Genomic DNA, 26,606 nt, shown 5'->3' on the forward strand with positions numbered 1-26,606 from the left:
AACCCCCTTCTCATCGCCCTATCCCTTTTATCCTTACCTGCTTTGGCGTGTGAAATGCCAAAGGTAACGGGGGTATGATTATGTGGGTTGTTTATCAGAAGACTTGGCGGTTGTACAAAAGAACAGCAAATATGGCTTTATTGACAAAACGGGTGAAATCGTCATTCCCGTTCAATATGATTTGACTTGGGATTTTGCAGAAGGACTGGCAAAAGTAAAACAAGAAGGCGAATGGGGGTATATTGATAAAACAGGCATGGTAGTTGTTCCTATTTATTATGATGACATGGAGAGCTTTCTAGTAGGCGACTTGGTACTCGTAAAACAAAATGATAAATACGGCTTGATTGATAACATAGGCAGGATTGTCGCCCCTGTGCAATATGATGACATTTGGAGTTTTTTAGATGACACTATAAGAGTACAACAAGATGGCAAATACGGTTTTTTAGATACAACAGGCAGGGTGATTGTTCCTATTCGATATGATGAAGTTTGGAGTTTTTCAGAAGATTTGGCACTTGTAAAACAAAATGGCAAATACGGCTATGTTGATAAAACAGGCAAAGTGGTTATTCCCATTCAATACGATGATGCTAGGCATTTTGAAGACGGTACAGCCTCTGTTTTACTAAACAAAGAACGCCTACTTATAGATAGAACAGGTAAAGCATTTATCTCCATTGAATATGGGTGGCTTGGGAATTTTTCAGAAGATTTGGCATTTATAGAACAAAATGGCAAATATGGCTATGTTGATAGGACAGGAAAAGTGGTTATCCCCTTTGAATATGATATTGCTTGGTCTTTTTCAAAGAGCTTGGCAAAAGTACAACAAAATGGTAAACATGGTTTTATAGATAAAACAGGTAAAGTGGTTGTTCCTATTGAATATGATGATATTTATGATTTTAAAAACGGTTTGGCGCTCGTAAAACAAAATAATAAATACGGTTTTGTAGATAAAACAGGTAAAGTGGTTATTCCCATTCAATACGATTTTGCTTGGGGCTTTTCAGACGGTTTGGCAGGAGTAAAACAAAATGGCAAATGGGGTTTTATAGATAAGTCAGGAAACATGGTCATGCCTGCTATCTATGATATAGTTCAAAGTTTTGAAACTGGCAATACCTTAGTAATACTAAATGGCGAAACTTTTTATATAGACAAAACAGGCAAACGCCTAGACTAGCCCCCCAAGCGGTTTTGTGATGATTTTTGCCAAAACCGCTTTATTTTTAGTATAATAATCCGTTTTAAGTTTTAACATCACTTTTAAGAGCTGTCATGACTATCCAATCCCTACTTCACACCCACCTACAAACCGCCATGATAAACGCAGGGGCGGACAAAGACACCGACCCTGTCATCAAGCAATCAGGCAAGCCCCAGTTTGGCGATTACCAAGCCAATGGCGTGATGAGCGTCGCCAAAAAACTTGGCACAAACCCACGAGAATTTGCCCAAAAAGTGCTTGATGAACTGGCAAATAGCCAAGTCTTGGACGGCATTGCCGAAAAATTAGAAATCGCAGGGCCGGGCTTTATCAACATCTTTCTTGACAATGATTTTCTAGCCAAGTCCGCTCACACCGCTCGCACGTCCGACCGCTTGGGCATTACATCCGACCACACTGAGACGGTTGTCATTGACTATTCATCGCCAAACGTTGCCAAAGAGATGCACGTTGGGCATTTGCGTTCTACCATTATTGGCGACAGCTCGGTGAGAGTGCTTGAGTTTTTGGGCGACACCGTCATTCGTGCCAACCATGTGGGCGACTGGGGGACGCAGTTTGGTATGCTCATCGCCTACCTTGAAAAAATGCAAAATGAAAATGCGTCCGATATGGAATTATCTGACCTAGAAGCCTTTTATCGTGATGCCAAAGCGACTTATGACAGCGATGCCGACTTTGCTGAAAAAGCTCGTGGCTATGTGGTCAAGCTCCAAAGTGGCGATGAGTATTGCCTTGCCATGTGGCAAAAACTCGTTGCCATTACCATGAGCCAGAACCAAGCCAGTTACGAACGCCTAAACGTAACCCTAACCGATAAAGACATCATGGGCGAGAGCCTATATAACCCCATGCTCCCCGACATCGTCAAAACCTTAAAAGAAAAAGGCGTGGCGGTAGAAGATGACGGAGCGACCGTGGTATATCTGCCCGAATTTAAAAACAAAGAAGGCGAGCCACTTGGTATCATCATTCAGAAAAAAGACGGCGGATTTTTGTACACCACCACCGACATCGCCGCCGCAAGCTATCGCTATCACACCTTACACGCTGACCGTGCCATTGTCTATTCTGACACTCGTCAAGCCCCGCACATGGCACAGGCGTGGGCGATTGCACGGCTTGGCGGATTTGTACCCGATACGTTCAAATTAGAACATCACAATTTTGGCATGATGCTTGGTAAAGACGGCAAACCATTCAAAACTCGTACAGGCGGTACGGTCAAACTTGCCGACCTGCTTGATGAAGCGGTTGCCCGTGCCACCGTCTTGATAGACAGCAAAAACCGAGACGTAACTGCCGATGAGCGGACGGCACTCATTGATGCGGTTGCCATTGGAGCGGTCAAATATGCCGACCTATCCAAGCACCGCACGACCGATTATGTGTTTGACTGGGACAGTATGTTAAACTTTGAAGGCAACACCGCCCCTTATATGCAGTACGCTTACACCCGTGTGCGTTCTATTTTTGCCAAAGCAGGGGTAAATCCTGACACACTAACAGGCGAGATTGTCATCACGGACGACAAAGAGCGAGCATTGGCGGTCAAATTGCTACAATTTGAAGAAGCCCTACGCCAAGTCGCCAAAGACGGTACGCCCCATGTGTTGTGTGGCTATCTGTATGAATTGGCTGGTATTTTTTCATCGTTTTATGAAGCCTGTCCGATACTGTCGGCAGATGATGACACCAAAAACAGCCGTCTGCAACTGGCAGATTTGACCGCTAAGACTTTAAAAACAGGCTTGGATTTACTCGGCATTAAGACGGTTGAGAAAATGTAATTAACAATTCAAGATTGCCATTAGGTTGTCCTAATGGCAATTTTTTAAATTAGAAGCACTTATGTTTGACAAATTTGGCAATATGAGCACCGACAATTTGGACATTACCGCCCTGCCCCATTGGTCATTTGGCGACAGCCCCCAAATGGCAGACGAACTTGTAGGGCTTGTCCTAGACGGCAAAAAGCGAGCCACTTGCACCGCTCTGCATTGGCATTTGGACGAGCCAGCTTATCCCGTTGGTAGCCTACAAGTCATCACAGACGGACAAAACCGCCCACGCTGTGTTATCCAAAACACCGCCCAATTCATCATTCGCTTTTGTGATGTTGATGAAAAATTGGCACGTCAAGAAGGCGAAGGCGATTTGTCGCTTGATTTTTGGCGGACGGCTCATCAAGAATTTTTTGAGCGGTTTGGGGTATTTGATGATAAAATGTGGTTATTGTTTGAAACCTTTGATGTTATAAAAATACTGGACACCCCATGAAAAACCAAACCAATCAAGAACCCCAAACCCTAAATAAAGTCCGTGCCGACAAATGGCTGTGGGCGGCACGATTTTTTCGCACTCGCACCCTTGCCAAAGAAGCGATAGAAGGCGGAAAAGTCCACATGAACGGTCAAAAAATAAAAACGAGTAAAGAACTACAAGTGGGCGACACCCTAACCATTCGCCAAGGTCATGCCAGCGTCCAAGAACAAAAAACCATCATTATCAAAGCCTTATCTGACAATCGGGGCAATGCCACCATCGCCCAAACGCTATACGATGAGACGGACGAGAGCATTGCCACCCGAGAGTTTTTTGCCGAGCAACGCAAATTACAAAACCTTGCCAGGCCATCCACCAAACCCGACAAAAAACAGCGTCGGGACATTGAGAAATTTAAAAATAATTGGTGAAGATTGTACGCAGGAATGTGCCAAAGAAATGGTATCAGGATGGATTACCTCATTCTCAACGTTATATGAGTGCTTGATTTATCAAGGGTGAATTGCAATTCACCCCTACAACTCACAAAATAATGAAGTAATAATCAATAGATTGCAATTTTAAGTTGAGATTGGAGTATAGATTACAAAAAGAGAGTTGCCAAATTTTAGGCAAAAAAATGACTTCATCAGCACATCTTCGGCACACTTTGGGATTACTACCGTTGCTACCTTCCGGTCCTGGCGGGGTTCATAAATCAAAGTTGCGAAGCTACCGATGAAGCCAAGATTAATTATACATGATTTTTTTAAAAATGCAAGAAATTTTTTTAGATTTTATCAATTTAAAAGCACTCAAACCTCACAAATAATTTTAAAAAATAAATCCATGCTATTTGTTAGGGCGTGCCTGCCTTTTGTATTTGCAATGAAAAATAAGAAAAATCACACGTTTTTCAAGGAAAAGTCCGCCGTTGATATTGGAGTATCACCAAGGATTTTGACTTCGAGCCACAAGATTTAGCCATTTTTCATGCAAAAACACCGTTGTACTACTACAACATTTTCTAAATTTTAAATTGTGTTATAAAGGGCAGGCACGCCCTACATTAAAGCAATAATCAGATACAAATTAGCACAACAATCAAGAATAAATTGTATTACAATAATTTAGTTTTTGTTATATTCTATCACGGAGTAATTCATGCGTGCATCAACAATACCCTTACTGCTTAGTTTGGCATTAGCAGGTACTCACGCTCACGCCCAAAGCTACAACCAAATCAGCTTTAATGTCGAGACCGCCAAAACCATCGCCAACGATGAGCTGACTGCCACACTCACCAAATCAGCGGACAACGCCAATGCCAAAACGCTGGCAAATATCCTAAACACCACCGCCAACAAAGCCCTAGCCATCGCCCAAAAATATCCCAATGTCAAAGTCACCACAGGTCGCCATCACACCTACCCACGCTATGACAACAAAGGCAAAATCAATGGCTTTACAGGTTCATCATCAATCAACATCCAAAGCCAAAACTTCGAAGAAGCCAGTGAGCTCATCGCTGAGCTACAAAGCTTTATGACGCTTAGCAGTCTTGACTTTGATGTATCCGAAGCCACCCAAAAGGCAGTAGAGAATGAACTCAAAGCCCAAACCATCCAAAAATTCACCGATGAAGCCAAAACCATCAGCACTGCCTTTGGGGCGAGCGATTATAGAATCATAAAAGTGGACTTAAACAATGCTGGCGGTCGTTTTGGTGTCAGTCCCGTGATGGGTTATGCTGCAGCCGCAGCACCCGAAAGCTCAGTCGCCACCCAAAGTTATGAAGGCGGTGAAAGTCGTCTTAATTATGAAGCCCAAGGCGTGATTGAATTGGTTAAATAATATTTATCAGTTTGGGACAGGTAAGCCCTAGCCCTATCAAAAAACCACCAAACGCCTTGTTTGGTGGTTTTGATTTTTAAATATACACCCAACCAACTTCATATTTACCACGGGTTTGTAGGAGTGTGCTGAGCACACCCTTTGATGATATTACTGCACAAGGCGTGCACAGCACGCCCCTACATCCAAACATCATCACGTTTGTGGTAATTGTAAAGTTTTTTGGATGTAATGTTAATATCTTATCACGCCAATGCATTTTCCCATGTCGGGATGACCGCTTGCATGAGTGGTTTTAGTAGTTTGGCATTACAAGCAAAGACCGAACCTGTACGCATGGCATTGTTTGCCCCTTTGTGGTCAACCACCACCGCTCTGGCTTCACTGGCAATCAGCTCGCCTGCACACACGTCCCACGGCTTGATACTCATCTCAAAATAGCCATCAAAACGCCCTGCCGCCACATAGCACAAATCCAGTGCCGCCGACCCTGTACGACGAACCTGCCCGCCCTGCTCACAAATCACCGCCAAACTGGCAAAGTGCTGACGGATAAAGCTCGTGCGAGTCTCGCCCGTCATGCGTTCGTAAGGATGTCCTGTGGTGAACAGTCCGCCCGCTATCGTGGTACGCTCTGAGACCGACAGACGACGTTGGTTCAATCTCGCCCCACGTCCACGACTGGCAGTAAACAGCTCATCACGCACAGGGTCATAGACCACGCCATGTTCGGTCACGCCTTTGTGCTGAATGCCGATAGACACACAAAAATGCGGTACGCCATGCACGAAGTTCTGCGTGCCATCTAGCGGGTCAATGACAAAGCACCAATCAGCATCCGCCCCCTTGCCTTCTTGTAAGCCAAACTCTTCACCCAAAAATGAGTGCTTAGGATAGCTTTCTTTTAACAAAGAAATGGTCAGCTCTTCGGCATAACGGTCAATCTTCGTTACCAAGCCATCAAGCCCCTTGGACTCAACACCCAAATCAATACGATGACGGTTCTCATGAGCCTTTAAAATCTCATGACCAACTTTTTTCGCCACTTCGGACGCAATCACCACCATAGGTTCCATAACACACCTTACAAACGTTTATTGAATTTAAATAATGCTTTTGTATTCATCATACAAAGACGACCATTATAGCCCAAAATGGGCAAAATTGCGACCAAAATTTACCACTTGCCAAATTAACCTAGTAGCTTGGTTCTGGTATCACAGGCTCGCCAGAGAGTAACTCATGAGCCAAATCCACGGCAGGCACATTGACCGTATCAGGTATTGGCATGGCAGGTGTCTCATCTAGCACCCTTTGACCCTGCCCATCCACCATAAAATACTCATCATCCCTACGAACCAGTGCCGTGCCATTTTTAAAAAATCCCACATCATCATATTTTAGTGGCACGACCAGTAGTCCTTGATGATTGATAAAACCAAATCTATCTTTGTACTGCACCCTAGCCACGCCATCATAGAATACGCCCATCTCATCAAACATGAGTGGCGCGATGACAATCCCCCTATCATCCATCATGCCATATTTGCCGTTTTGGGATATTTTAATCAATCCATCAAACACACACTCGCTGGTGTCATAAGCAGTATCAGTAGGCATGACGCATTTATGAGCATGAACAGTCGTAGTAAAACTGCCCATACACAAAAAAATCAATAAGCCTTTTATTAATGACATTTTCATGGAATTATCTTAACATCAAATTACACCATTATCCGCCCTTATTCCATCACTGGCACATCAGATAAATATTTGGCAATTTTTTAAATATGCATTATTAATCATATCATTTAGTAACCTTTTAATATATCATAAATCTCTTGATAAGTGTCATACCGAACAGGTACAATCTCATTGCCATTCATATCAAACACTCCATATTTATCGTCCTTTTTCACGGTAAAATATTCATTGCCATTCCACTGCACATGATATCTAATATGCTGATATTTGATTGGTAAAATGACATTATTATGATTATCCACAACACCAAATAAATCGCCTTGATTGGATTTGTGTTTGACAAGAAAGCGATGATATACTCTTTTTAGGTTAGATTTTTGAAAAATATCAATCTCATCATATTGTGGTGGAATATGAATATTTCCTTTAATGCCATTCACATCAAACAAGCCCACTTTTTTATTTTTTTGCACATAAAATCCCCCATTGCCTTCAAAATCATAATTTTCTACATAAATCACTTTATCATAATATGAATAATAAGCACTTTGATAATCAAAAGGCACAATAATATGATTGTTGATATCAATCATGCCTGACAGTGACGCACCCTTTGAGGCACTAAATAAAAGCACGCCATTATCCTCCGACATTTGTAAATAATGATAATCAAAAGGAATGACAGTATTGCCTTGATTGTCCAGCACGCCATAGCGAATTTGATTTGCACCCAATGTTTCATCAATTTTTGTCGCCAACACCCATCTACCATCACCGGAAATATAAGCCCAATGTGCGTATGTAAAATCGCCAACTTCCTTGCCTGTCTTTTTATCCAAAAATCCATAAAACTTATCTTTTTTAGCAAAATATAAATCGGCAGTGCCACGCTTACCATCATCGCCACATTTAGAACATCTAAACCGTTTAATATCGTCATAAACAAAAGCAGTTTTTGCTTGATTGTTAATATCAATCAGTCCCCATTTACCATCTCGTTTGGCTCTCCACAAACCATCGCCAAATTCTTTAATGTCCTCATACTGAAAATCAATGAGTAATTGGTTGGGTAATTGAATCAGCCCCCAATACTCCCCTCTTTTTACCTTTGCCAAACCACCATAAAACAACGCCACTTTATCATAATCGCCAATTACCATGACAGTAAGATTATTTTTATCAATAATACGCCACTCTCTACCCTTTCTCACCAGTCCATGAACATCAAAAGAGTAGGTCTCATCATATTCTAGTGGAATGATGAGTTTTTCACGATGATTTTGACCATCATACGCCACATAGCCCCATTTGCCATTTCTACTGGCAGGAACATAAATATGACCCGGAGACCAAAATTCCACCACATTGTCATAATTATGAGAGCGAAAAAACACATAATCAGAGGCGGTGGCAATTTGTCCAAAACACAATAAAAGCACCAACAACATTTGATAAAATTTCATTATCAATCACTCCTTGTCATGCCATCACACACCCAAAAATTCCCCCAAACTCGCCAAAATCCCCCGCTCATCAAGCCCACATTCGGCTAACTGCTCGCCATGACTGCCATGAGCGATAAATTCGTCCCCAATCCCAAGATTTTTAATCGGTAAAGTTATGCCACGACTTGCCAAATATTCATCCACCGCAGAGCCTGCTCCGCCCATGATTTGATGTTCTTCTAAGGTGGCGATGTGGGTGGCAGTTTTGGTAAGTTTATCAATCAAAGCAATATCCAAAGGCTTAACCCACCGCATGTCGCAGACGATGGCCGAAATATTATCCAATTTTTCAACCGCTTTTAAGCCGTCCGCAAGCCTTGTGCCAAAATTTAATAAAACCAACTGTTTATTGCCGTTTACTTGCTTTTCAAGGACAATATTACCCTTACCAATGGCTAATTTTTCATCATCTTTAATAATCTCACGCTCCACGCCTGCCCCTCGTGGATAGCGAATGGCTGATGTGCCTTGATACTCATAACAAGCGTTCAATAGATGATAACACTCATGTTCATCTGATGGGGTGGCGATGATGACATTCGGCACACAGCGTAAGTATGCCAAATCAAACACGCCTGCATGAGTCGCCCCATCTTCACCCACAAGCCCCGCTCGGTCTATGGCAAAGGTTACGTCCAAGTTTTGTAAGGCGATATCGTGAATCAGCTGGTCATAGCCACGTTGTAAAAAGGTAGAATAAATCGCCACCACAGGTTTTAATCCGCCTGTCGCCATGCCCCCTGCTAAGGTTACGGCGTGCTGTTCGGCAATCGCCACATCAAAAAACTTGGTAGGATAAGCCCTGGCAAACGCTACCATGCCCGAGCCTTCACACATGGCAGGGGTAATGGCAACCATGTGGGGGTCAGCTCCGTTGTCCATAAGCCAGTCGCCAAAGATGTCTGAATATTTTTTGGCTTTAGGGGTGTTGTCCGTTTTTGGCACATCTTTTTTGGGCAACTCATTTTTGGGCAATTTGCCAATGGCGTGATAAGTAATGGGGTCAGCTTCGGCAGGCAAAAAGCCCTTGCCCTTGACCGTGTGAACGTGAATCAGTACCGCCCCTTTAAGCTGTTTGGCACGTTCAAATACTTGCAAAAGTTTTGGCAAATCATGTCCGTCAAAAGGCCCAAGGTAGGTAAAACCAATCGCCTTAAATAAATTATCAGGGAAAATATGATCATGTACTTTTTCGGCAATTTTGTCCGACAGCGGCATGGGCGGAGCGTTTCTGCCAAACAAGCCACCGATATTTTGCACCAGATTACCGCCCAGTTTGGCAGGGATTTTTTCTAGGGTTTCTTTTGCCCCATTTGCCATATGCAAATAGTGGCGAACCCGTCTGTCATCAGGGCTAATCTCACGCTTTATCATCAAGATATTGCCGTGTTTGTCAATGTCAAAGGCAAGCCCACGTTGCCACAGCCGTGCCAAATGGCGACTAAATCCGCCAATCGCTTGCGAGATTGACATGTCATTGTCGTTGAGTACCACCGTCAAATCGGCATTTTGCTGAACAGCGTCATTCATCGCTTCAAACGCCATACCCCCCGTCATCGCCCCATCGCCAATGATGGAGACCACTTTACGATTTTCGCCCTTGATACGGCTAGCAAGGCTCATGCCAAGCCCTGCCGAGATGGATGTAGAGCTATGCCCCACGCCAAAGGTGTCGTACTCGCTCTCGCTCCGCTCGGGAAATGCCGTCAGACCGCCTTTGGCACGGATACGAATTAGCTCATCACGCCGACCTGTCAGCACCTTATGGGCGTACGCCTGATGACCCACGTCCCACACGAGCTTATCATAAGGCGTATCATAACTGGCGTGCAGGGCGACCGTCAGCTCCACCACGCCCAAATTTGCCCCAAAATGTCCGCCACTTTGACCGACCGAGTAAAGCAAATATTCACGGAGTTCGTCCGATAATTGGCACAGCTCATCGGTGCTTAATGCCTTTAAATCTTTGGGCAAGCTAACCTTATCCAAAAGCGGTGTCGTGGGGCGAGACGTGGGCAGGTGCGTGAAGGTGCGTGGTGCGTGGGCAGAAGTTGGCATGGGGCTAGTGTTCCAGATTTTGATTTTTTAAAAGTTGTCTTTAAAAAGTTATGTTAAGTTATAACAATTTTTGCGGTATAATGCCAAACTTGGCAATGGCAAAGCCAAACTTGAATCAGGGGTTATTTTACAAGATAGCCTTTTAATTTGCCATAGTAGCACCATTTAATTCACAAATAATCCACAATACTTTTAAAAATTTGCATTTTTGGGGAAAATTTTGTACCAATTTATCAGCAAAGCCAATCTGCCTACCGTGCATGGCGATTTTATCATTCATGCGTTTGAAAATGAACACGGTCAAGAACACGTCTTACTAAGTGTCGGCTTGCCGTCCACCGACCCCGACAAAATCCCACTCATTCGCATTCATTCTGAATGTCTGACGGGGGATGCTTTTGGCTCATTAAAATGCGACTGTGGCCCCCAGCTCAACACCGCCATGCAAATGATACAGGCTCACGGCTCGGGGGCGATACTCTACCTACGCCAAGAAGGACGTGGCATTGGACTGGTGAACAAAATCCGAGCCTACGCCCTACAAGACCAAGGGCATGACACGCTAGATGCTAACCTTATGCTTGGCTTGCCAGCGGACGCACGCACCTATGAGATGTGTGAGATTATGCTAAAACACGTCGGCATTACCCAAGCCAAACTTTTGACCAATAACCCAAACAAACTTGCCTACCTGCAAGAATTGGGGATTGATGTGGTGGAGCGAGTGCCGTTGTTAGTGGGGGTTAATCAGTTTAATGCCGAATATTTGGCGATTAAAGGGGCAAGAATGGGGCATTTTATTCCTGCAAAAGTGGATATTAGTCCGAAGATTTAATGGGAAAATAAGGGCGGATCAACCGCCCTTTCTTAATTGACGATTTTAAAAGACTGCGTGCCAAATTCAGCACCCCCTACCCCGACTCGGATATGATAAATACCTTTTGGGGTATTAGCAGGAAAAGACCAACAAGCATCTAGCTGATTTTGGGTGGTATAAATTTGTCTGCCAAATTTGGCGGTATTTGAGCTTGTTTGCACACTACTAATTAATTGATTATTGGCATTTTGTCCTGCATTGCCTGTAAAGGTTGCATTGATAGGCATTGTAAACAGCTCGCTCACTTGATAAGTTTGAGTACTGTTTACAGGGGTTACCGCCCAACACAACAAGTCATTTTTCTTTAAGGATAAATTCATATGACCTTTATCCTTGCCTGTTTTTTGATTGATGACTTGCACATACAATCTGGGTTCTGGCAAGCTGTCTTGATAGCTGTATTCATAATAACCACTTTGCCCGCCCATTCTTTGTTGTATTTGCTGTTCTTGTCTTTGCCTTTCTAACTGCTGGCGTCTTAATTCTTCATAATAATAAGCATCCTGCTGATTTTCATATCTGGCACGGCTCGCCCCTTGTTCGTATGCACCAAATAGGTCGGGGATATACATAGCGTGAGCGGTGAGAGTGGATAATAATAAAGTTGATAGAATGATTTTGGGTAGGGTTTTCATAGAATACTCCTATTGGTTTTTCATTATTGAATAAGATGTGCAAGCCTCCTCAAGCAAAGCTTCGCCAATTGAATTTGGTATAGCAGTATCCCAACTTTGAGATGAAGACAAAGAGTGTTGTGCTTTTGCAGACCAAATTACACCTCCATTATAGTAACGATGTTGCTCTACAATAAGCCATTTTCTGTAGTCGCAATCAAAGTAGTTCAGTGTTGTCTCTGAAGAATACACTCTACCGTCAGGCAGTCGTCTAAGCACAGGATAATCTTGTTTAACCCAAGCACTCACATAGATGTTTTGGTTAATTTTGACAGCACCAAAAGTATCTAAATCAATATAGGTTTTCTCGTTATCTCTTTTTGATGATAAGCCCACATCTATCCAATTCACCGCTAACGTCATTTGGCTACTCGCCAAAATTAAACCTGCTAAAATTAACTTTTTCATAAAAGCTCCTAAAATAATAATACTCAAAAAAAATTAATTGCTTGCTAATTTCTAGAGCAAGTCATTATCGCTTGCATCATTGCTGTAGCGGAACGCTGTTGAATATCATTCATAGTATTGGTTGATACATATTCAGCAGGCAATAGCATTGTTTTTAAATCACTGATTGGTAACTGTTGTACCATATTATCCATAACGCAATTGCACACCGTACTTGCATTGGGAATATTTTGGGATTGAAACTCACTCATACACTGACCAATATTTTGCCTTTTAAAGATTTGTTGTATTTCACCATCGCTCTTTTGATTATAGTAAGCAAACATTTCATTTTTTGTTGGGGCTTTTTGGTTTGATTGTTCAATGCTATTCGTGTTTGAGTTTAATTCTTGACTAGAATTATTATCACACCCAAGTAAAAGCAAAGTCGCTAAGCATCCTACCAATAAAAATCTCATCATTACCTCCTTAAAATAAATACATTAGACCACGAATGGTTCCAACTGGTACAAACAAAATAAAGTCAGCGATTGCCCACATAATTTTGCCATTTTGCACATCTTTTATCATGGCATAAATTGGCATAATAACACCTAAGAAAATTTTAACCGCCATTATAATAAATACATAAGCACTAACAGCTACATTTTCTTTTTTATTTAAGTCAGACATCAAAATCTCCAATTAAAAATTCTAAAAATCAATAACAAAACCCATAACTATTATCAGACAATTGCCATTGGCGACCATTTTGGTCTATGCCATTGGTGTTAATCAGCATACCACCTGCCACATGAAAATTAAGCTTAATGATACTGGCTTGACCCCTATCCCACCAAATGACGGCATAATGGCTAAACATATCATAATTGCCAAAATAGGGATTGCCTGTGGCTTGATTTAACTCTTGCCCTGTATAAATCTGTGTCCGTACTTGATATGCCTGTGACCAACTATAATTGGTCATATATTTAGCACAGACATTTTTAACTTCATAGGCGTGGGCATGATTTATTGCCAATATTGCCATTAATGCTAAGAAAAATTTTTTCATAAAAGACTCCGATAGATAAGACATGCAAAAAACTATCTTTCAATAAAATACAAAATATCACTTGAAAATTTGTGGTAATGATAAGCTATATAAAAAGCCCATAAACCATAAAGAATTGAAAATCCTTGATGAATATCCTTATGAGCGTCCATAAAGATAAAACAATAAATTCCCACAGTAAAGAAATATGACAAAAAATAATATTTTATCTTTGCAATTCTATCTTTGAGATATTTGCACTTATAAATCATGACATTTTGATTGTCATATATTTTAATATAATCATCATAATCACCATAACGATGATGACTATCTTGACACAACAAAGCAAAGACAACCCACCCCAATATAAATAAAATCATTCCCAACACACCACCCAATATTTTCAAGGTAAGTATAACCAAAAAAGCACTGGAAAATCCAACCATTGTCATAGCCTGACCTTCTATACCACTTAGTTTTTTGACGGAATAATTGATGGATTGCACATTAGACATAGAAAACACCAAAAAATTGCTAATTTAAGATATTAAAATCAATAAATATCTTTTAGTTTACCATTATCGAAAGTAAAACCATTATTCGTCGTTATAGATGGATAACAATCAGGGTCTTCATGCTCGCTATAATATTTTGATTGAGCATTAATCACACCATCATGAGCTACCCTAATACTTAAATCAATACCTAGCGTACGAATATCACCATAAAGATATTGGTTGTTGCCTACACCTAAATACACCGCCAACTCTGATGATTTGGTTGTGGCATGACAATTTATCACTTCACAATAACGCAGTGCCACCACTGCATCTTTGATACCATCGTTATTAACATCAGCATAAGTAATATCATGATTATCTAATTTATGACTGTATCCATCATAACTGGCACTGTCTCTATCTAAAAATAATAAAGATTTTTTAACCGTATCATTGATTAAATAATTTAAATGATAACCATTTTGACTGCTTTGCTGATTTTGATAATAAGCAGGTCCAACATTTTTAGGTGTAGGTGGCGTTACTACCGTATTTAATTGTGTTTTTAAAAACTCCACTCTCTCATTTAATTGTGGTACTTCGCACGCATAACGATACGCCTTTGCCAAATCCTTGTCCGTGCTTTGGGCATTACCGTAGGCAGTGCAATCAGCCTCTCGTTTTTTGTTAATGGCTCGTTGCTCTGCTCGCAAAAAGTCTTGGATGCTTGGGTGTAGGCTATTCCACACTGCATTGATATTGGCGACGGCATTGTTATAATTATTTTGAGCTTCTGCCAAAACAAGCTGTGGACTTAATTGCGGTTCGTTATTAATATTTGGTGTGACAATATCATTAGGGGAGATATTGGGTGTTTGCGTATTGCTAGGCTGATTGTCTTGATAAGTCGGTGTGTTATTTTGACGATTTTCATATTTTTGCTGTTCATCAATCATTTTAGGAGATAACACAAGATTGTAAAATAAAAAAATTGCAACACCAATCCAAATAGAATTGTCTTTTTCTATTTCTATCTCATCATCAAAATAATCATCTCTTGGGTCAGCCCCAAAACGATTTGCCCCTTGTGTGGGCTTCCAAAACCACATCGCTATCACAACAAAAGGCATTACAATCCACCACGCTTTATAATTACAATCGTGAAGTCTTTTTGCACCGATAAATGCCAAAAAAGACCAAGGCACTAACTCAATCATTGTTGCAATTAACAAAGATGCAAATGATGGCGATGAACCAAGACCGCCATAAACTGCTATACGAACAATCATTAAAATAAATATCGTTGGTATAGACAATATAATATAAGTCGTCCGCCTCATTCTCCCAAAGGACCAAAATGACGGTTTATTGGCTATCTTTCTATCATCATTATAATTATCATTTTTATAGTAATGTTTTTGTTGATTATTTGAATTGTGCTTATCATCATTTTGATGGCTGTGCTTGTCTTGATTGCCATTAGCATACTCATAATACCTTTGGTAGCCATTTGTTTGATGATGCGTGTTTTGACTGGCATGCTCATTTGAGTGACCAGCAGATGATGAACCACTGGCTGTATTTTGATAAGCATTAGAGCTTTGATTTGTGCTTTGGTGAGATTGCCCCGCCCATCTTTCTTGCTCATCTATCCATTTGTCGTGTTCGGCACGGCGAATGGGGTCTGATAAGACCTCATAAGCCTTATTGATGATTTGCATAATCCGCTCTGCATTGGGGTTATCAGGATTTCTGTCGGGGTGATATTTTTGGGCAAGAGCCTTATAAGCAGCTTTGATTACGGCAATATCTGCCGTTCTAGCGACATTTAAATTATCATAATGCGTGCGAAATTTTTTCATAAATTACCCTACAAAGTTGCCCCAACCATACGATAAGACCCCGACCATACGATAAGAAAAATAAATAAAGCAAATAAACTCACCGCATAACTTATACCGACATAAGGGTCATTTTCTATATCTTCATCATCATTCTGTCTTGGAAAAAAATTTGTCATTGCAAGCGACACAGCAAACAATGCACCAAAAAACGGAATAAATGACACCAAACATAATGCAGGGTTACTGCCACTATCATTTAAGCGTTTGACTTGCAAATACAATAAATTAATCACCGCCAATAAATAAGACACCCACAACCAAAAATCTTGACCTGATGTTAATTCTCTAATTTTTGTTCCCATAGAAAATATAGGTATGGAGATATTTGGCGGGAATAAATACATACTGTCATTAATTGCTAAAATCAAAAAACAAGGAATGATCGCAGATAAAAAATACTGCAATGGGTTTAAATTCCCCTCAAAAAAATTTAGACTTGACTCTGAACTTGACTGACGATAATCTTGCGTTTTATGGTGTTTTTTTGATTTATGACTGGCTAAATAAATCAGCTCATCAATAAAATCCACCACACCATTTCTAATTATCAATGCTCTTTGTCTTGTGCCTTTTTTGTCTTGATTTTTTGCAGTTAAAAACTTATCAAATTCTGTTCTCTCATCTGTATCATTACTGATTAATGAAAGCATAATCATTGATTTTTCATCAAAAATCTCTGAACGCATCATTTCAATGCTTTGCGATAGATAAATAAACTGCATTGACCCTTCCATTCCCCCCTTGGGCGTTCTACCAAGCTCATCGTTAAGATTGATTGTTATATTTTCTAAAAATTGTTGATATAACTGATATTTATATTCTACTTCATAATCATAGACGCCATTGACTTTTTGATTTAAAATATTACTAATGATTGATGTATAGTTTATGGATTTTTCTTTTGCCTTTTGGATAATAAAAATACGATTTTGGTGCGTATTTTCCATTTGTAGCACATCCATCATCGCCAATGTCCATTGGTTTGTGGCTTTATTGAAAATATCCTCACCCTTATCACCTTGAACAGTAACTAAAAGATCCACATACACATTAAATAGCAAATAAAAAAGCTCTTCCACGATGGCTCTTAGCCAAAGCGGTTTACTTTGATATATTGATATTGGGAATTGATCGCTGATAATATTGGTGTGTTTTGCGATGAATTCTACCACATTAGAAGTTTTATCCATGCCTGTCAATAATTTATTTGCCAAAAAATTTCCCTTATGTTACAATAATTTACTAAAAAGTTAAACCAACCCACACTCTACATCTGCCAACTGACAGTGGTCTTTTATTAAAAATAGGTTTTTTTATGATTGATTTTGACACCATTCGTGAACTTCGAGAACAACGCCAATGGACACAAGAACAAATGGCAGAGAAATTGGGGCTAACTCGCAACGGCTATGCCAAAATAGAAACAGGAAAAAGCATGCCTAGTCTTGAACGATTGGACGAAATCGCAGGCTTATTTGGGGTGAAATTGTTTGAACTATTAAAATTAGATGGTCAAAATGTCGTTTATCAAATTGGCGAAAATTATCACGGCAACAACAATTATTATAATAATAACGAAAAACTACAAACCGAAATTGACAAATTAAAACTAGAAATAGAAAAATTAAATTTAATCATCGCTCACAGGGATGAATTGTTAAAACAAAAAGAGGATTATATTCAAGTTTTAAAAAAACTTGTTAGTATTGGCGAGGAATTACCAGAACTATAATTTTTTATTTTTAAAAATAAAAATACATGAAAAGTTATTATGAACATCTCAAAAATTCATCCTTTTGAAATTCTATAACCTTTACTTTGTGGCATGATGTGCTTAGAATATTGACATTGATTATCATCAATACTGTTGATTTTTCATTTTAAGGAATACATCATGACTTACACCATTCACGCCAATCACGACCACGTTCACGGCACAGGCTGTGGACACACCGCCATTCGTCATGGCGACCACGTGGACTATCTACATGACGGACATTTGCACCATGTGCATGGTGACCACGTGGACGAACACGTCTTAGAAGTCAGCGAACAAAACCCTGCCGAGTGCAACCAAGCTCACCACTGCACGGGCCACGTTCATGGCGAAGGCTGTGGACATGAAGCCGTGCCGCATGGCGACCACATTTGCTATATCGTGAACGGACGTTTGCACTATCAGCATGACGACCACTGCGATGACCACGGTGCGGTAGAGATTGTTGCTTGATATTGTCACGCATGAAAAAACCCAAAAGCATGAGACTTTTGGGTTTTTGTTTTATCAATCAAATGATAAAGTAGCCTAGCGATTAGGCATTGCCTTCGGCTTGGGCTTGGCTTTGTAGGAACGCTTGGTCAAAATTGACAGGAGCAAGCAGAAGTTGTGGGAAGCTACCACGAGCGATGATGTCGCTGATAACCTCACGAGCATAAGGGAACAGCACGTTCGGGCAGTAGGCGTTCAATAGATGTGGCATGTCCGCCTCTGGGATATTGCGTAACAAGAAAATACCTGCTTGTTGTACCTCAGCGATGAATGCGGTGCTACCTGCATTTTTGGCGGTAACGCTCACGGTCAATACCACTTCTTTGTGGTCTTCGTCTAGGTCAGAGCTGGTGGTGGTCAGACCGATGTCCAGCTCAGGTTGCCACTCTTTGGTGAACACTTCGGCACTTGGAACTTCAAGTGAGATGTCTTTGACATAGATACGCTCTAAACCCAGTTGTGGGGCGGTTTGTTCGTCAGCCATGATAGCCTCCTTTGACTTAAAATTAAACTTACATTAAAACTAAATTAAACCATTTAGGCACTTAACATCTCGTCAAGTTTACCTTCTCTGTCTAGTTTGTTTAGGTTATCAAAACCGCCGATAAAGGTGTCGCCAATAAAAATCTTTGGCACAGTGCGGTAATGATTGGTCTTAACGGCAACTTCTTCAAGCTCTGTCTCGCTCATCTTAGTCACGTCAAACTCGGTGTACATCACGCCCTTATGTTCTAGCAGTCGCTTGGCGTTAATGCAATAGGGGCAGGTTTGTTTGACATAAATGGTTACAGGTTTCATGTTATCTCTTTTTGGTAAAAGTACAGATTCTTAAATAGGGGCGGTTGGCATAACTTCAAGACCGCTCATCTTGGTATTGATACATTCTAACAGGTTATTTTTTGCCTTTTTTGTCTGTCGCTCCGATCAGTGGCAAGCCTTGTGCTTGATAATTGGCAATGCCCCCTTCTAGTCGCATGGCATTGGGCTTGGCAACCAGTTGCACCGCCATGCCCGCCTGCATACCAATATCACAGATAAAGACGATGGGGGCGGTCATCGCTTGTAGTTCGGGCAGATGATTTTTTAGCTCAGTAAAAGGAATGTTGCGAGAACCTGCAATGTGCCCTGTGGCAAATTTATTAGCAGGGCGAATATCAATCAATGTCGCATTGTCGTTATTGACAAGTAACCCCAACGCTTGAGGGGCGATTTTTTTACCGCTACGTTTACTTTCAATACTAAAAAACATGATGGCAAGGACAAAGAGTAGCCCGAATAAAAACGGGTGATTGCCCATAAACTCAAACCAACGCTCCATGACTGCTCCAAAATTTCAAAAGCTGATATTATACCTGTTATTTGTCATAAATGCACTTATTTTGGGCTATTTTATCACACTTGCCCCTTGCTTGGCTTCTGCGACCAGCTCATTAAAGCTCTCCACACGCCGAGACAGCAACGCTCCGTCCGCCACCGCTTGCCAAAACGCACAGCCTTTGGCGTTGGGAGCATGGCTACAATCTCGAAATTGGCACGTCCCATGCAAGTCATTTAACTCATCAAACCCCTTTAAGATGTCATCTGCCGATAAATGCCAAATGCCGTACTCACGAATGCCAGGGGTGTCAATAATCCCGCCTTGAGTCAAATCGCCCACATCATAAGCAAGCAGGCGACTGGTGGTCGTGGTGTGCTGACCCAACTGCGAGCCTGCCGAGATGATGTTCGTGGACTGCTCGGCATGGGGCAGGATTTGGTTGATTAGGCTTGATTTGCCCACCCCTGACTGCCCTGCAAAGATGGCAAGTTTGCCTGTGATGTGCGATATCAGGGTATCTAGCCCCGTCCTATCCATGCTCGAACTTTGGATAACATCAAAGTCGTATTGCTCTCCAAGTGCTTGATATTCTCGATAAATCTGAACCACATCGGGGTGTTCATCTAACAAATCTGCCTTATTTAGCACAAGCAAAGGCGTAACGCCTGCCAGCCGTGCCACGAGAATATAACGGTCAATCAGCCCTGTGGCAGGCTTTGGCAAGGGGGCAAAAATAATCGCCAAAATCGCCACGTTACTGGCAACAGGCTTGACCTTATGATAACGGTCTGGGCGAGTGATTAGGGTCGTGCGTGGCAGTAGCTGTTCAATGCGTCCTGTGCCTGCAACATCATCAATGCTAAACTTGACCGTATCGCCTGTGGTCAGCATGGGCAGATTGGTGCGAACATGACACCGCCATATCTGCCCGAGTACCAACGCCGTCTGTGGCATGATGTCGGGCAAGGCAGTGATTTGCACGTCTAACTGCTTACCAAAATGCGACACCACCACCCCTGTGGCAAAAGTGCCGTCATCGATGATGGTCTCTTGGTTTTTTTGGATTTGGCGGGTTTGGTTTTTGGTGAGTTTGCGTTTACGGATAAGGGACATGATGATTTTTGGGAAAAATTTCACACATTTTAGCCCAAAACCACCCAAAAATAAATGACTTTATCCCAAATGGCGTGATTGGGTCTGGTAGAGTGGGTTGATTTAAAAGACGATTTTATTCTAAAACATTTTTAAAACATAATGATAATTTTAACCCGCCCATACCCCATAAGCATATTTTATCAGTCCCAGTGCAATCGCCCACATCACGACACCAATAAGCGTGTCCAGCACTCGCCATGTTTTGGGTTTGCTAAACAACGGGGTCAATAGCCTTGCCCCATAGCCTAAGCCAAAAAACCACACCCCTGATGCTCCCACCGCCCCCAACAAGAACAACTGCTTTTGGTCAGCAGTCAAAGGGGATGCGATACTCCCGACCAGCACCAACGTATCTAGATAGACGTGCGGATTTAGCAGGGTCAGTGCCAAGGTGATGCCCACGCTCTGCTTGATGCTCTTGCCACCGCCATCTTTATCACTTTCAGCCGATACCATCAGATTTGCCCCGCCCTGCCATGCTGATTTGAACGCACGCAAACCATACCAAAACAAAAACAGCACGCCAACCACAGCAAGGATAAGCAAAGCGGTCTTACTCTGTCCGATAAGCGTGCCAAACCCCAACACGCCTGCACTCATCAGCACCGCATCACACAAAAAGCAGGTCAGGCACACCCAAAAAATGTGCTGTTTTAGCAGTCCTTGTTTTAGGACGTGGGCGTTTTGGGCTCCGATAGCCACAATCAACCCAAATGACACCCAAAATCCATGAAAAATATACGTAAACATCATTCCTTTCCCAGTCAGCACAAAAAACCGCCCCTAAGGACGGTTTTTTTAAATAATGGCGGAAGCTGAGAGATTCGAACTCTCGGTGGGCTACAAACCCACGCCGGTTTTCAAGACCGGTGCATTCAACCGCTCTGCCAAGCTTCCATGGGTGCGTATTATAGCTAAATTTTTAAATAATGCAAGCCTTTTTTGTAAATTTTTAAAAATATTTTTAAAATAATAGGCGCATGATTTAGAAAAATATTTTGGGTTCACGTCTGGGCGTGCTAATCTCTTCTAGGCTAATCTCATCCGCCGTACGGCAGTTGTCCTGCGGGCGAAAAATGTCCCGTGCCAACGCCACCATCTCATAAATCGTCCGCCGTGAATGCGTCCAGTTATTATCCCTGTCGCCCCATGTCAGCGGTACGGCAAGCGGTGCAGGTTGTGGGGTAGTAGCGATGCCTGCTCGTGCAAATTGTCGCCTTGCCCGTGCCATGTGATAGCGGTCAGTGATGAGATAGACACTTTTGGGCAGTTCGTGATGGTTCATGAGTTTGGCGGTAAAGGTGGCATTCTCGCAGGTATTCATGCTGGCATTATCGCTCACGATGACCGCTTCGGGGTGGGCGGTTTTTATGTGTTCTCGTAGCCACGGCGACTCAGCTCCGCTTGTGATGATGGGCAGGGGCGTTTGTGCGTACAATGTAATGACGGTGTCAGCACGACTTTGGCTATAATGATTCAGCACAATCACGCCATCTTTTTTGGTAAGTCCGCCCCCCAGTAGCACGATGGCGGTCGGCGGGGTGTGGCTCGTGCCTAGGGTGATTTTACTAAATGCATCAAGGGCAAATACCCCGACGTTAGAAAAAATGGGTGTGAATACCGATAGGACGGTCAATCCACCGACTACTATCAGCACTTTGGTCGTCCGCCAAATCCACCGCCCCAAGCTTAGTCCCAAGCTCATCAATCCACCCACACAGGCTCACGCACCAAGGTTACGCCAAATTTGTCTTGCACAGCACGCACGATAAATTCCTGAGCCGTGCGAATGTCGTCTTGCGTGGCGGTGTGTGGGGCGTGGTTGGTTAGCACCAGAGCTTGCTTGTCGTGCGTCAAAATCGGAGCAACCCCCTTGCCCTTTAACCCTGCCCTGTCAATGAGCCAGCCTGCGGGAATTTTGATAACATCGTCATTGATAGGATAGCTTGGCAAATCGGCAAACCGCTCTTTTAGGGCGATAAACTCGCTCATTGGGATGATCGGATTTTGAAAAAACGAGCCACAATTTGCCAAAACGGCAGGGTTTGGCAGTTTGCTATTACGAATGGTAATGACTGCATGAAATACATCAATGGGGTGGGGGGTATCTCGTCCGTTTTTATTGGCAAACTCTTGTGCCAAACTTGCCAAATCACCATAATTGGTTAGGGTTTTTGGCTGTTTGTGAAGCGTAAATACCACATGGCTAATCAAATACCGCCCTGCATTGTCCTTAAAAAAACTGTGGCGATACTCAAACTTGCAAGCGGTGTTGTCAAACTCGCATTTTTGACCATCCGTCAAATCGTAAGCGATGACTTTGGTAATAAAATCAGAGACTTGCACGCCATAGGCTCCGATATTTTGTACAGGACACGCTCCCACAAGCCCGGGGATTAGGGCGAGATTTTCAAGCCCAAAATAGCCTTTATCTAGGCAGGTTTTGATAAAATCGTGCCAATTTTCTCCGCAAGCGACTTGCAATGTTACACGTTCATTATCTTCTTGCAAAATCTCAATGCCTTGTATTTTTGGTAATAAGACAAGGGCGTTTAGCACACTTGGCAAAATCACGTTACTGCCATAGGATAGGACAAATAGTGGTAAATCGTGGCGTTTGGCAAAGGCTATGGCGGTCGTGATGTCATCGCCAAGCGTGTCAATGTCGTCCAACATCATCGCATGGCGAGCGATGCAGGACAGTGCCATGGTGTTGTTGTGCGATAAGTCGTGGTTATTTAGAATATTAGCCATGATGATTTCCGTGCTGATTTGTACTTTGCCAAAGGTCTAGCCATTCACGGCTGACACGCTCAATATGCTCAAACATCGCCTGAAAGTCGCTCACATCGCCATAATACGGGTCGGCAACTTCTTGTTTGGTAAAGTCATCAAACAGCATAACTTGGGCGGTAGCATCGGACGGCATCACCTTTTTGATGTTGGCTAAGTTGTTGTTATCCATCGCAAAAATTATGTCAAACTCATAAAAATCCTGCTCGGATAGCTGTCTTGCCCTAAGAGAAGTCAAGTCAAAATCAAGCGTACCGCCAACGTCTATCGCACGTGGGTCGGGGCGTTCGCCTGTATGGTAATTTGCCGTACCTGCCGAGTCAAAGCGGATAGTAAGCCCTTGATTTTTGGCAAGTTCTGTCATGACGGCTTCGGCAGATGGGCTACGGCAAATATTGCCAAGACAAACAAAAAGAGCGGATTTTGGGGTAGTCATGATAAGGTCATTACTGGTGGATAACGAAAGGTTATTTTATCACAACTTGACAAGTTTTTTTTAAAAAATAGCGTATGAGCAACACCGTCAATCCCATCAATTTTACTGTTAGATTACGGCAATATCATTTACCAATGGATAAACAAAGCACCGATGAAATACATGCAAGTATTATTTTTATGCAAAATTAAACCCGTACAATCATCACACCGATTATCAACCCTACTCTAAGGAGCTCTTATGAAAGCCAAACTACTCACTGCCGTATGCGGTGCTAGCCTACTACTGACCGCTTGTGCCAGCAATCCTTACCAAACCACTGACGCCCAAACTCGTAACACTGTATTGGGCGGTGCTGCCCTAGGTGCCGCCATCGGTGCATTAAGCCAAACTGATGATGGCAACCGTAAAGACATCGGTAAAGCCGCCGCCATCGGTGCTGCGGTTGGTGCAGGTGCAGGCTACGCCACCACTCGCTAACCTACCACTGTCAATATAAAGCCATACCGTTGGGTGTGGCTTTTTGCATTTTAAAACACTTAGAAACAACCGAAACAAATACCAAAGAAAAGAGCGATAATCCGCGCTTTTCTCTTTTTACACGCCCTGTCAATTATGAGCCAACGCATCCACAGGGTTAAGCCTTGACGCATTACGGGCGGGCAAAAAGCCAAACACAATGCCGATGAGCGTTGAGCAGACAAAGGCAACCACGATAGATAAGGGCGAATAAATCACACCCACGCTGTCGCCCCCAAATTTATTGACAAGACTGCCCACACCAAAGGCAAGCAAAATCCCTAAGACACCGCCCAAGATACACACCAATACCGCTTCTATCAAAAACTGCCCTAAAATATCCGACTGTCTTGCCCCCACCGCCATGCGTACACCAATCTCGCTCGTGCGTTCGGTCACGGACACGAGCATGATGTTCATGACGCCAATACCACCCACGATAAGCGAGATAATTGCAGGACGAGATGAGCATGGTCATGGCGGTGGTGGTGGATTGCACCGTTTCTTTGATGCTGTCGGTGTTCATGATGTTAAAATCGTCCGTGCCGTGCCGTGATTTGATAAGCTCTGAAATGGCAGTCTCGGCAATGGCGGACGGCGTGTCATCATCAATCAGCACAACAAAGCGGTCAAGGGTGTTTTTGCCAAGCATACGATACATGACGGTGGTATAAGGCAGATAGACGGTGGGCGAGTTACTGGTGCGGGCAAAGGACGATGTTTTTTTCGGACAACACGCCCACGATACGGGCAGGGACGTTACCGATGAGCAGGGTTTGCCCAATGGGATTGCCTTCGCTGTTAAAATAGGTCTTGTAAGCGTTTTGGTCGATGATGACATCTTGGGCGGACGTGGCGACACTGGTTTCATCAAACATCTGCCCCATGGCCAATTTTTCGCCCGTAACGGACAAATAGTCCTTACCCACGCCCGTTACTGTACCTGTCGTGTCTTGGTTTTGGTAGCGGATATTGACCGATTTGTTTACCATGGGGCTGACCGACACGGCATAAGGCTGGTCGGCTACGGCTTGGGCGTCCGCCACAGTCAGATTGTCCCGCCCAAACCGCCGTCTGGGGTCGCCAAAGGGATAGCCGTTCATCACGGTAATGGTGTTGGTGCCTAGGGCGTTGATGTCGGCTAGGATTTTGGCTTGTGAGCCTTGCCCAAGCCCCACGATGGACACCACAGAGGCAATGCCAATGATGATGCCAAGCATGGTCAAAAGTGTCCTCATTTTGTGGGCTTTCATGGCATAGATAGACATTTTAAAGGCTTCTTTTAGGCGGTCTATCACACCAAATAGGGCATTTTTTGAGCCAAAGGTGTTTTTGCTTGTGGCGGTATTTTGAGTATTGTGATTACTATCTTGCTGTTCTTGATTTCTGGCATTATCGGTATAATAATCAGCAATGATATGCCCGTCTTTTAGCTCAATCACTCGCTCGGCTTGGCTTGCCAAACTTGGGTCGTGCGTTACCATGATGATGGTGTGTCCGTCATCTTTTAGGCGGTGCAAGATGTTCATCACTTCCTTACCAGAGCCACTATCCAACGCCCCTGTCGGCTCGTCCGCTAGGATAATATCGCCCCCATTCATCAATACCCTTGCGATAGAGACACGCTGCTGTTGTCCGCCTGAGAGCTGATTGGGGCGGTTGGTGGTTTTCTCGCCCAAGCCCAATTGGGTAAGAAGTTTGGTGGCTCGTTCACGCCTTTTGGTGGTATCCATGCCCGCATAGACAGCAGGGACGGTAACATTATCAAGGGCGTTGATGTCGCCAAGCAAGTGGTAACGCTGAAAAATAAAGCCAAAATGCTCACGCCGAAGCTCGGCAAGCTCCTCTGAGTCCATATCGTCCACAGATTTACCAAAAATAGTATAGCTTCCGCTTGTAGCTTTGTCAAGACAACCCAAAATGTTCATGAGCGTGGATTTGCCAGAGCCTGATTGCCCGATGATAGCAACCATTTCGCCTTGATAAAGCGTTAAATCAAGCCCGTGCAAAATGCGAATATTGGTGTCGCCAGCAGGGAACTCACGCACGAGATTTTTGACTTGTATGAGTGGGATTTTCATGATTTTCTCCCAA

The 26,606-nt window shown here is 42.9% G+C and carries 29 protein-coding genes, 1 tRNA gene, 1 other RNA gene and 1 pseudogene; 9 read left to right on the plus strand and 23 right to left on the minus strand.

The annotated features are described in order from the left end of the window. Nucleotides 1-82 precede the first annotated feature (82 nt). From B5J93_RS04855 to B5J93_RS04870, 4 genes are all read left to right on the plus strand, one after another. Entirely contained in the window at nt 83-1,192 is a 1,110-nt protein-coding gene (locus tag B5J93_RS04855; RefSeq protein WP_079325105.1) for a WG repeat-containing protein, read from the plus strand. Nucleotides 1,193-1,287: 95 nt separating this feature from the next. Next, nucleotides 1,288-3,027: an arginine--tRNA ligase gene (gene argS, locus B5J93_RS04860; protein WP_079325107.1), complete on the plus strand. Its 1,740-nt coding sequence runs from the start codon at nt 1,288-1,290 to the stop codon at nt 3,025-3,027. 61 nt (nt 3,028-3,088) lie between these two features. Next, complete coding sequence (locus B5J93_RS04865) at nt 3,089-3,517, plus strand: ASCH domain-containing protein (RefSeq protein WP_211278850.1); 429 nt, start codon at nt 3,089-3,091, stop codon at nt 3,515-3,517. Continuing rightward, complete coding sequence (locus B5J93_RS04870) at nt 3,514-3,933, plus strand: RNA-binding S4 domain-containing protein (protein WP_079325109.1); 420 nt, start codon at nt 3,514-3,516, stop codon at nt 3,931-3,933. Before B5J93_RS04865 ends, B5J93_RS04870 begins: the two co-directional genes overlap by 4 nt. Before the next feature lie 213 nt (nt 3,934-4,146). Here the strand turns inward: B5J93_RS04870 and ffs are convergent. Then, nucleotides 4,147-4,243: signal recognition particle sRNA small type (gene ffs, locus B5J93_RS04875), an RNA gene on the minus strand. A 423-nt stretch (nt 4,244-4,666) separates the two neighbouring features. Between ffs and B5J93_RS04880 the strand changes: the two genes are divergently transcribed. After that, nucleotides 4,667-5,356, plus strand: a complete 690-nt coding sequence (locus tag B5J93_RS04880; RefSeq protein ID WP_079325111.1) for an SIMPL domain-containing protein — start codon at nt 4,667-4,669, stop codon at nt 5,354-5,356. A 245-nt stretch (nt 5,357-5,601) separates the two neighbouring features. Here B5J93_RS04880 and B5J93_RS04885 read toward each other — a convergent pair whose 3' ends face one another. From B5J93_RS04885 to dxs, 4 genes are all read right to left on the minus strand, one after another. Beyond that, entirely contained in the window at nt 5,602-6,432 is an 831-nt protein-coding gene (locus B5J93_RS04885) for an inositol monophosphatase family protein (protein ID WP_079325113.1), read from the minus strand. Between the two features lie 121 nt (nt 6,433-6,553). Then, nucleotides 6,554-7,060 carry a WG repeat-containing protein gene (locus B5J93_RS04890; RefSeq protein WP_079325114.1) on the minus strand — a complete coding sequence of 169 codons (507 nt, stop codon included), beginning with the start codon at nt 7,058-7,060 and terminating at the stop codon, nt 6,554-6,556. A 107-nt stretch (nt 7,061-7,167) separates the two neighbouring features. Further along, nucleotides 7,168-8,523, minus strand: a complete 1,356-nt coding sequence (locus B5J93_RS04895; RefSeq protein WP_079325116.1) for a WG repeat-containing protein — start codon at nt 8,521-8,523, stop codon at nt 7,168-7,170. 24 nt (nt 8,524-8,547) lie between these two features. Then, entirely contained in the window at nt 8,548-10,623 is a 2,076-nt protein-coding gene (gene dxs / locus B5J93_RS04900) for a 1-deoxy-D-xylulose-5-phosphate synthase (protein WP_079325118.1), read from the minus strand. Nucleotides 10,624-10,843: 220 nt separating this feature from the next. Here dxs and ribA point away from each other — a divergent pair, with 220 nt between their 5' ends. Next, complete coding sequence (ribA, locus tag B5J93_RS04905; RefSeq protein ID WP_174700910.1) at nt 10,844-11,458, plus strand: GTP cyclohydrolase II; 615 nt, start codon at nt 10,844-10,846, stop codon at nt 11,456-11,458. Between the two features lie 32 nt (nt 11,459-11,490). Here the strand turns inward: ribA and B5J93_RS04910 are convergent, their stop codons facing one another. Genes B5J93_RS04910 through B5J93_RS04945 form a run of 8 tightly spaced genes read right to left on the minus strand, consistent with a single transcriptional unit; the run spans nt 11,491 to nt 17,236 of the window. Next, nucleotides 11,491-12,135: a hypothetical protein gene (locus B5J93_RS04910; RefSeq protein ID WP_079325120.1), complete on the minus strand. Its 645-nt coding sequence runs from the start codon at nt 12,133-12,135 to the stop codon at nt 11,491-11,493. Between the two features lie 9 nt (nt 12,136-12,144). After that, complete coding sequence (locus B5J93_RS04915; RefSeq protein WP_079325122.1) at nt 12,145-12,582, minus strand: surface-adhesin E family protein; 438 nt, start codon at nt 12,580-12,582, stop codon at nt 12,145-12,147. A 44-nt stretch (nt 12,583-12,626) separates the two neighbouring features. Beyond that, nucleotides 12,627-13,040, minus strand: a complete 414-nt coding sequence (locus B5J93_RS04920; RefSeq protein ID WP_079325124.1) for a hypothetical protein — start codon at nt 13,038-13,040, stop codon at nt 12,627-12,629. Between the two features lie 10 nt (nt 13,041-13,050). Beyond that, complete coding sequence (locus B5J93_RS04925; RefSeq protein ID WP_079325126.1) at nt 13,051-13,254, minus strand: hypothetical protein; 204 nt, start codon at nt 13,252-13,254, stop codon at nt 13,051-13,053. Between the two features lie 28 nt (nt 13,255-13,282). Beyond that, nucleotides 13,283-13,636 carry a hypothetical protein gene (locus B5J93_RS04930; protein WP_079325128.1) on the minus strand — a complete coding sequence of 118 codons (354 nt, stop codon included), beginning with the start codon at nt 13,634-13,636 and terminating at the stop codon, nt 13,283-13,285. Between the two features lie 32 nt (nt 13,637-13,668). After that, nucleotides 13,669-14,133, minus strand: coding sequence for a hypothetical protein (locus tag B5J93_RS04935; protein ID WP_079325130.1), 465 nt, complete (start codon nt 14,131-14,133; stop codon nt 13,669-13,671). Between the two features lie 38 nt (nt 14,134-14,171). Beyond that, the gene (locus tag B5J93_RS04940; protein WP_079325132.1) at nt 14,172-15,980 is read right to left on the minus strand and encodes a DnaJ domain-containing protein; all 1,809 of its coding nucleotides are present in this window, start codon (nt 15,978-15,980) and stop codon (nt 14,172-14,174) included. Nucleotides 15,981-15,988: 8 nt separating this feature from the next. Further along, nucleotides 15,989-17,236, minus strand: coding sequence for a DUF805 domain-containing protein (locus tag B5J93_RS04945; RefSeq protein WP_079325134.1), 1,248 nt, complete (start codon nt 17,234-17,236; stop codon nt 15,989-15,991). Between the two features lie 101 nt (nt 17,237-17,337). Between B5J93_RS04945 and B5J93_RS04950 the strand changes: the two genes are divergently transcribed. Together B5J93_RS04950 and B5J93_RS04955 are read left to right on the plus strand one after the other, a co-directional pair. After that, nucleotides 17,338-17,754: a helix-turn-helix domain-containing protein gene (locus B5J93_RS04950; RefSeq protein WP_079325136.1), complete on the plus strand. Its 417-nt coding sequence runs from the start codon at nt 17,338-17,340 to the stop codon at nt 17,752-17,754. Between the two features lie 162 nt (nt 17,755-17,916). After that, on the plus strand, nt 17,917-18,252 hold the full coding sequence (locus B5J93_RS04955) for a hypothetical protein (protein ID WP_079325138.1): 336 nt from the start codon (nt 17,917-17,919) through the stop codon (nt 18,250-18,252). A gap of 82 nt (nt 18,253-18,334) precedes the next feature. Here B5J93_RS04955 and secB read toward each other — a convergent pair whose 3' ends face one another. From secB to B5J93_RS05000, 9 genes are all read right to left on the minus strand, one after another. Next, nucleotides 18,335-18,775, minus strand: a complete 441-nt coding sequence (secB, locus tag B5J93_RS04960; RefSeq protein WP_029103669.1) for a protein-export chaperone SecB — start codon at nt 18,773-18,775, stop codon at nt 18,335-18,337. 53 nt (nt 18,776-18,828) lie between these two features. Continuing rightward, entirely contained in the window at nt 18,829-19,089 is a 261-nt protein-coding gene (grxC, locus tag B5J93_RS04965; RefSeq protein ID WP_062498975.1) for a glutaredoxin 3, read from the minus strand. Nucleotides 19,090-19,183: 94 nt separating this feature from the next. Further along, nucleotides 19,184-19,609: a rhodanese-like domain-containing protein gene (locus B5J93_RS04970; protein ID WP_079325140.1), complete on the minus strand. Its 426-nt coding sequence runs from the start codon at nt 19,607-19,609 to the stop codon at nt 19,184-19,186. A gap of 66 nt (nt 19,610-19,675) precedes the next feature. Then, the gene (rsgA, locus tag B5J93_RS04975) at nt 19,676-20,722 is read right to left on the minus strand and encodes a ribosome small subunit-dependent GTPase A (protein WP_079325168.1); all 1,047 of its coding nucleotides are present in this window, start codon (nt 20,720-20,722) and stop codon (nt 19,676-19,678) included. A 150-nt stretch (nt 20,723-20,872) separates the two neighbouring features. Beyond that, entirely contained in the window at nt 20,873-21,514 is a 642-nt protein-coding gene (locus B5J93_RS04980; protein ID WP_079325141.1) for a LysE/ArgO family amino acid transporter, read from the minus strand. 56 nt (nt 21,515-21,570) lie between these two features. Continuing rightward, nucleotides 21,571-21,661 (minus strand) — tRNA-Ser (locus B5J93_RS04985). Between the two features lie 88 nt (nt 21,662-21,749). After that, entirely contained in the window at nt 21,750-22,469 is a 720-nt protein-coding gene (locus B5J93_RS04990) for a YdcF family protein (protein WP_079325143.1), read from the minus strand. After that, on the minus strand, nt 22,469-23,518 hold the full coding sequence (gene murB / locus B5J93_RS04995; protein WP_079325145.1) for a UDP-N-acetylmuramate dehydrogenase: 1,050 nt from the start codon (nt 23,516-23,518) through the stop codon (nt 22,469-22,471). The genes B5J93_RS04990 and murB overlap by 1 nt, the downstream gene beginning before the upstream one ends. Beyond that, complete coding sequence (locus B5J93_RS05000; protein ID WP_079325147.1) at nt 23,511-23,993, minus strand: low molecular weight protein-tyrosine-phosphatase; 483 nt, start codon at nt 23,991-23,993, stop codon at nt 23,511-23,513. Before B5J93_RS05000 ends, murB begins: the two co-directional genes overlap by 8 nt. Before the next feature lie 240 nt (nt 23,994-24,233). Here B5J93_RS05000 and B5J93_RS05005 point away from each other — a divergent pair, with 240 nt between their 5' ends. Further along, nucleotides 24,234-24,473: a YMGG-like glycine zipper-containing protein gene (locus tag B5J93_RS05005; protein ID WP_079325149.1), complete on the plus strand. Its 240-nt coding sequence runs from the start codon at nt 24,234-24,236 to the stop codon at nt 24,471-24,473. A 129-nt stretch (nt 24,474-24,602) separates the two neighbouring features. Here the strand turns inward: B5J93_RS05005 and B5J93_RS05010 are convergent. Then, a pseudogene (locus B5J93_RS05010) lies at nt 24,603-26,593 on the minus strand (MacB family efflux pump subunit). Between the last annotated feature and the right edge of the window lie 13 nt (nt 26,594-26,606).

This window comes from Moraxella equi, from assembly GCF_002027555.1.
Classification (GTDB): Bacteria; Pseudomonadota; Gammaproteobacteria; order Pseudomonadales; family Moraxellaceae; genus Moraxella; species Moraxella equi.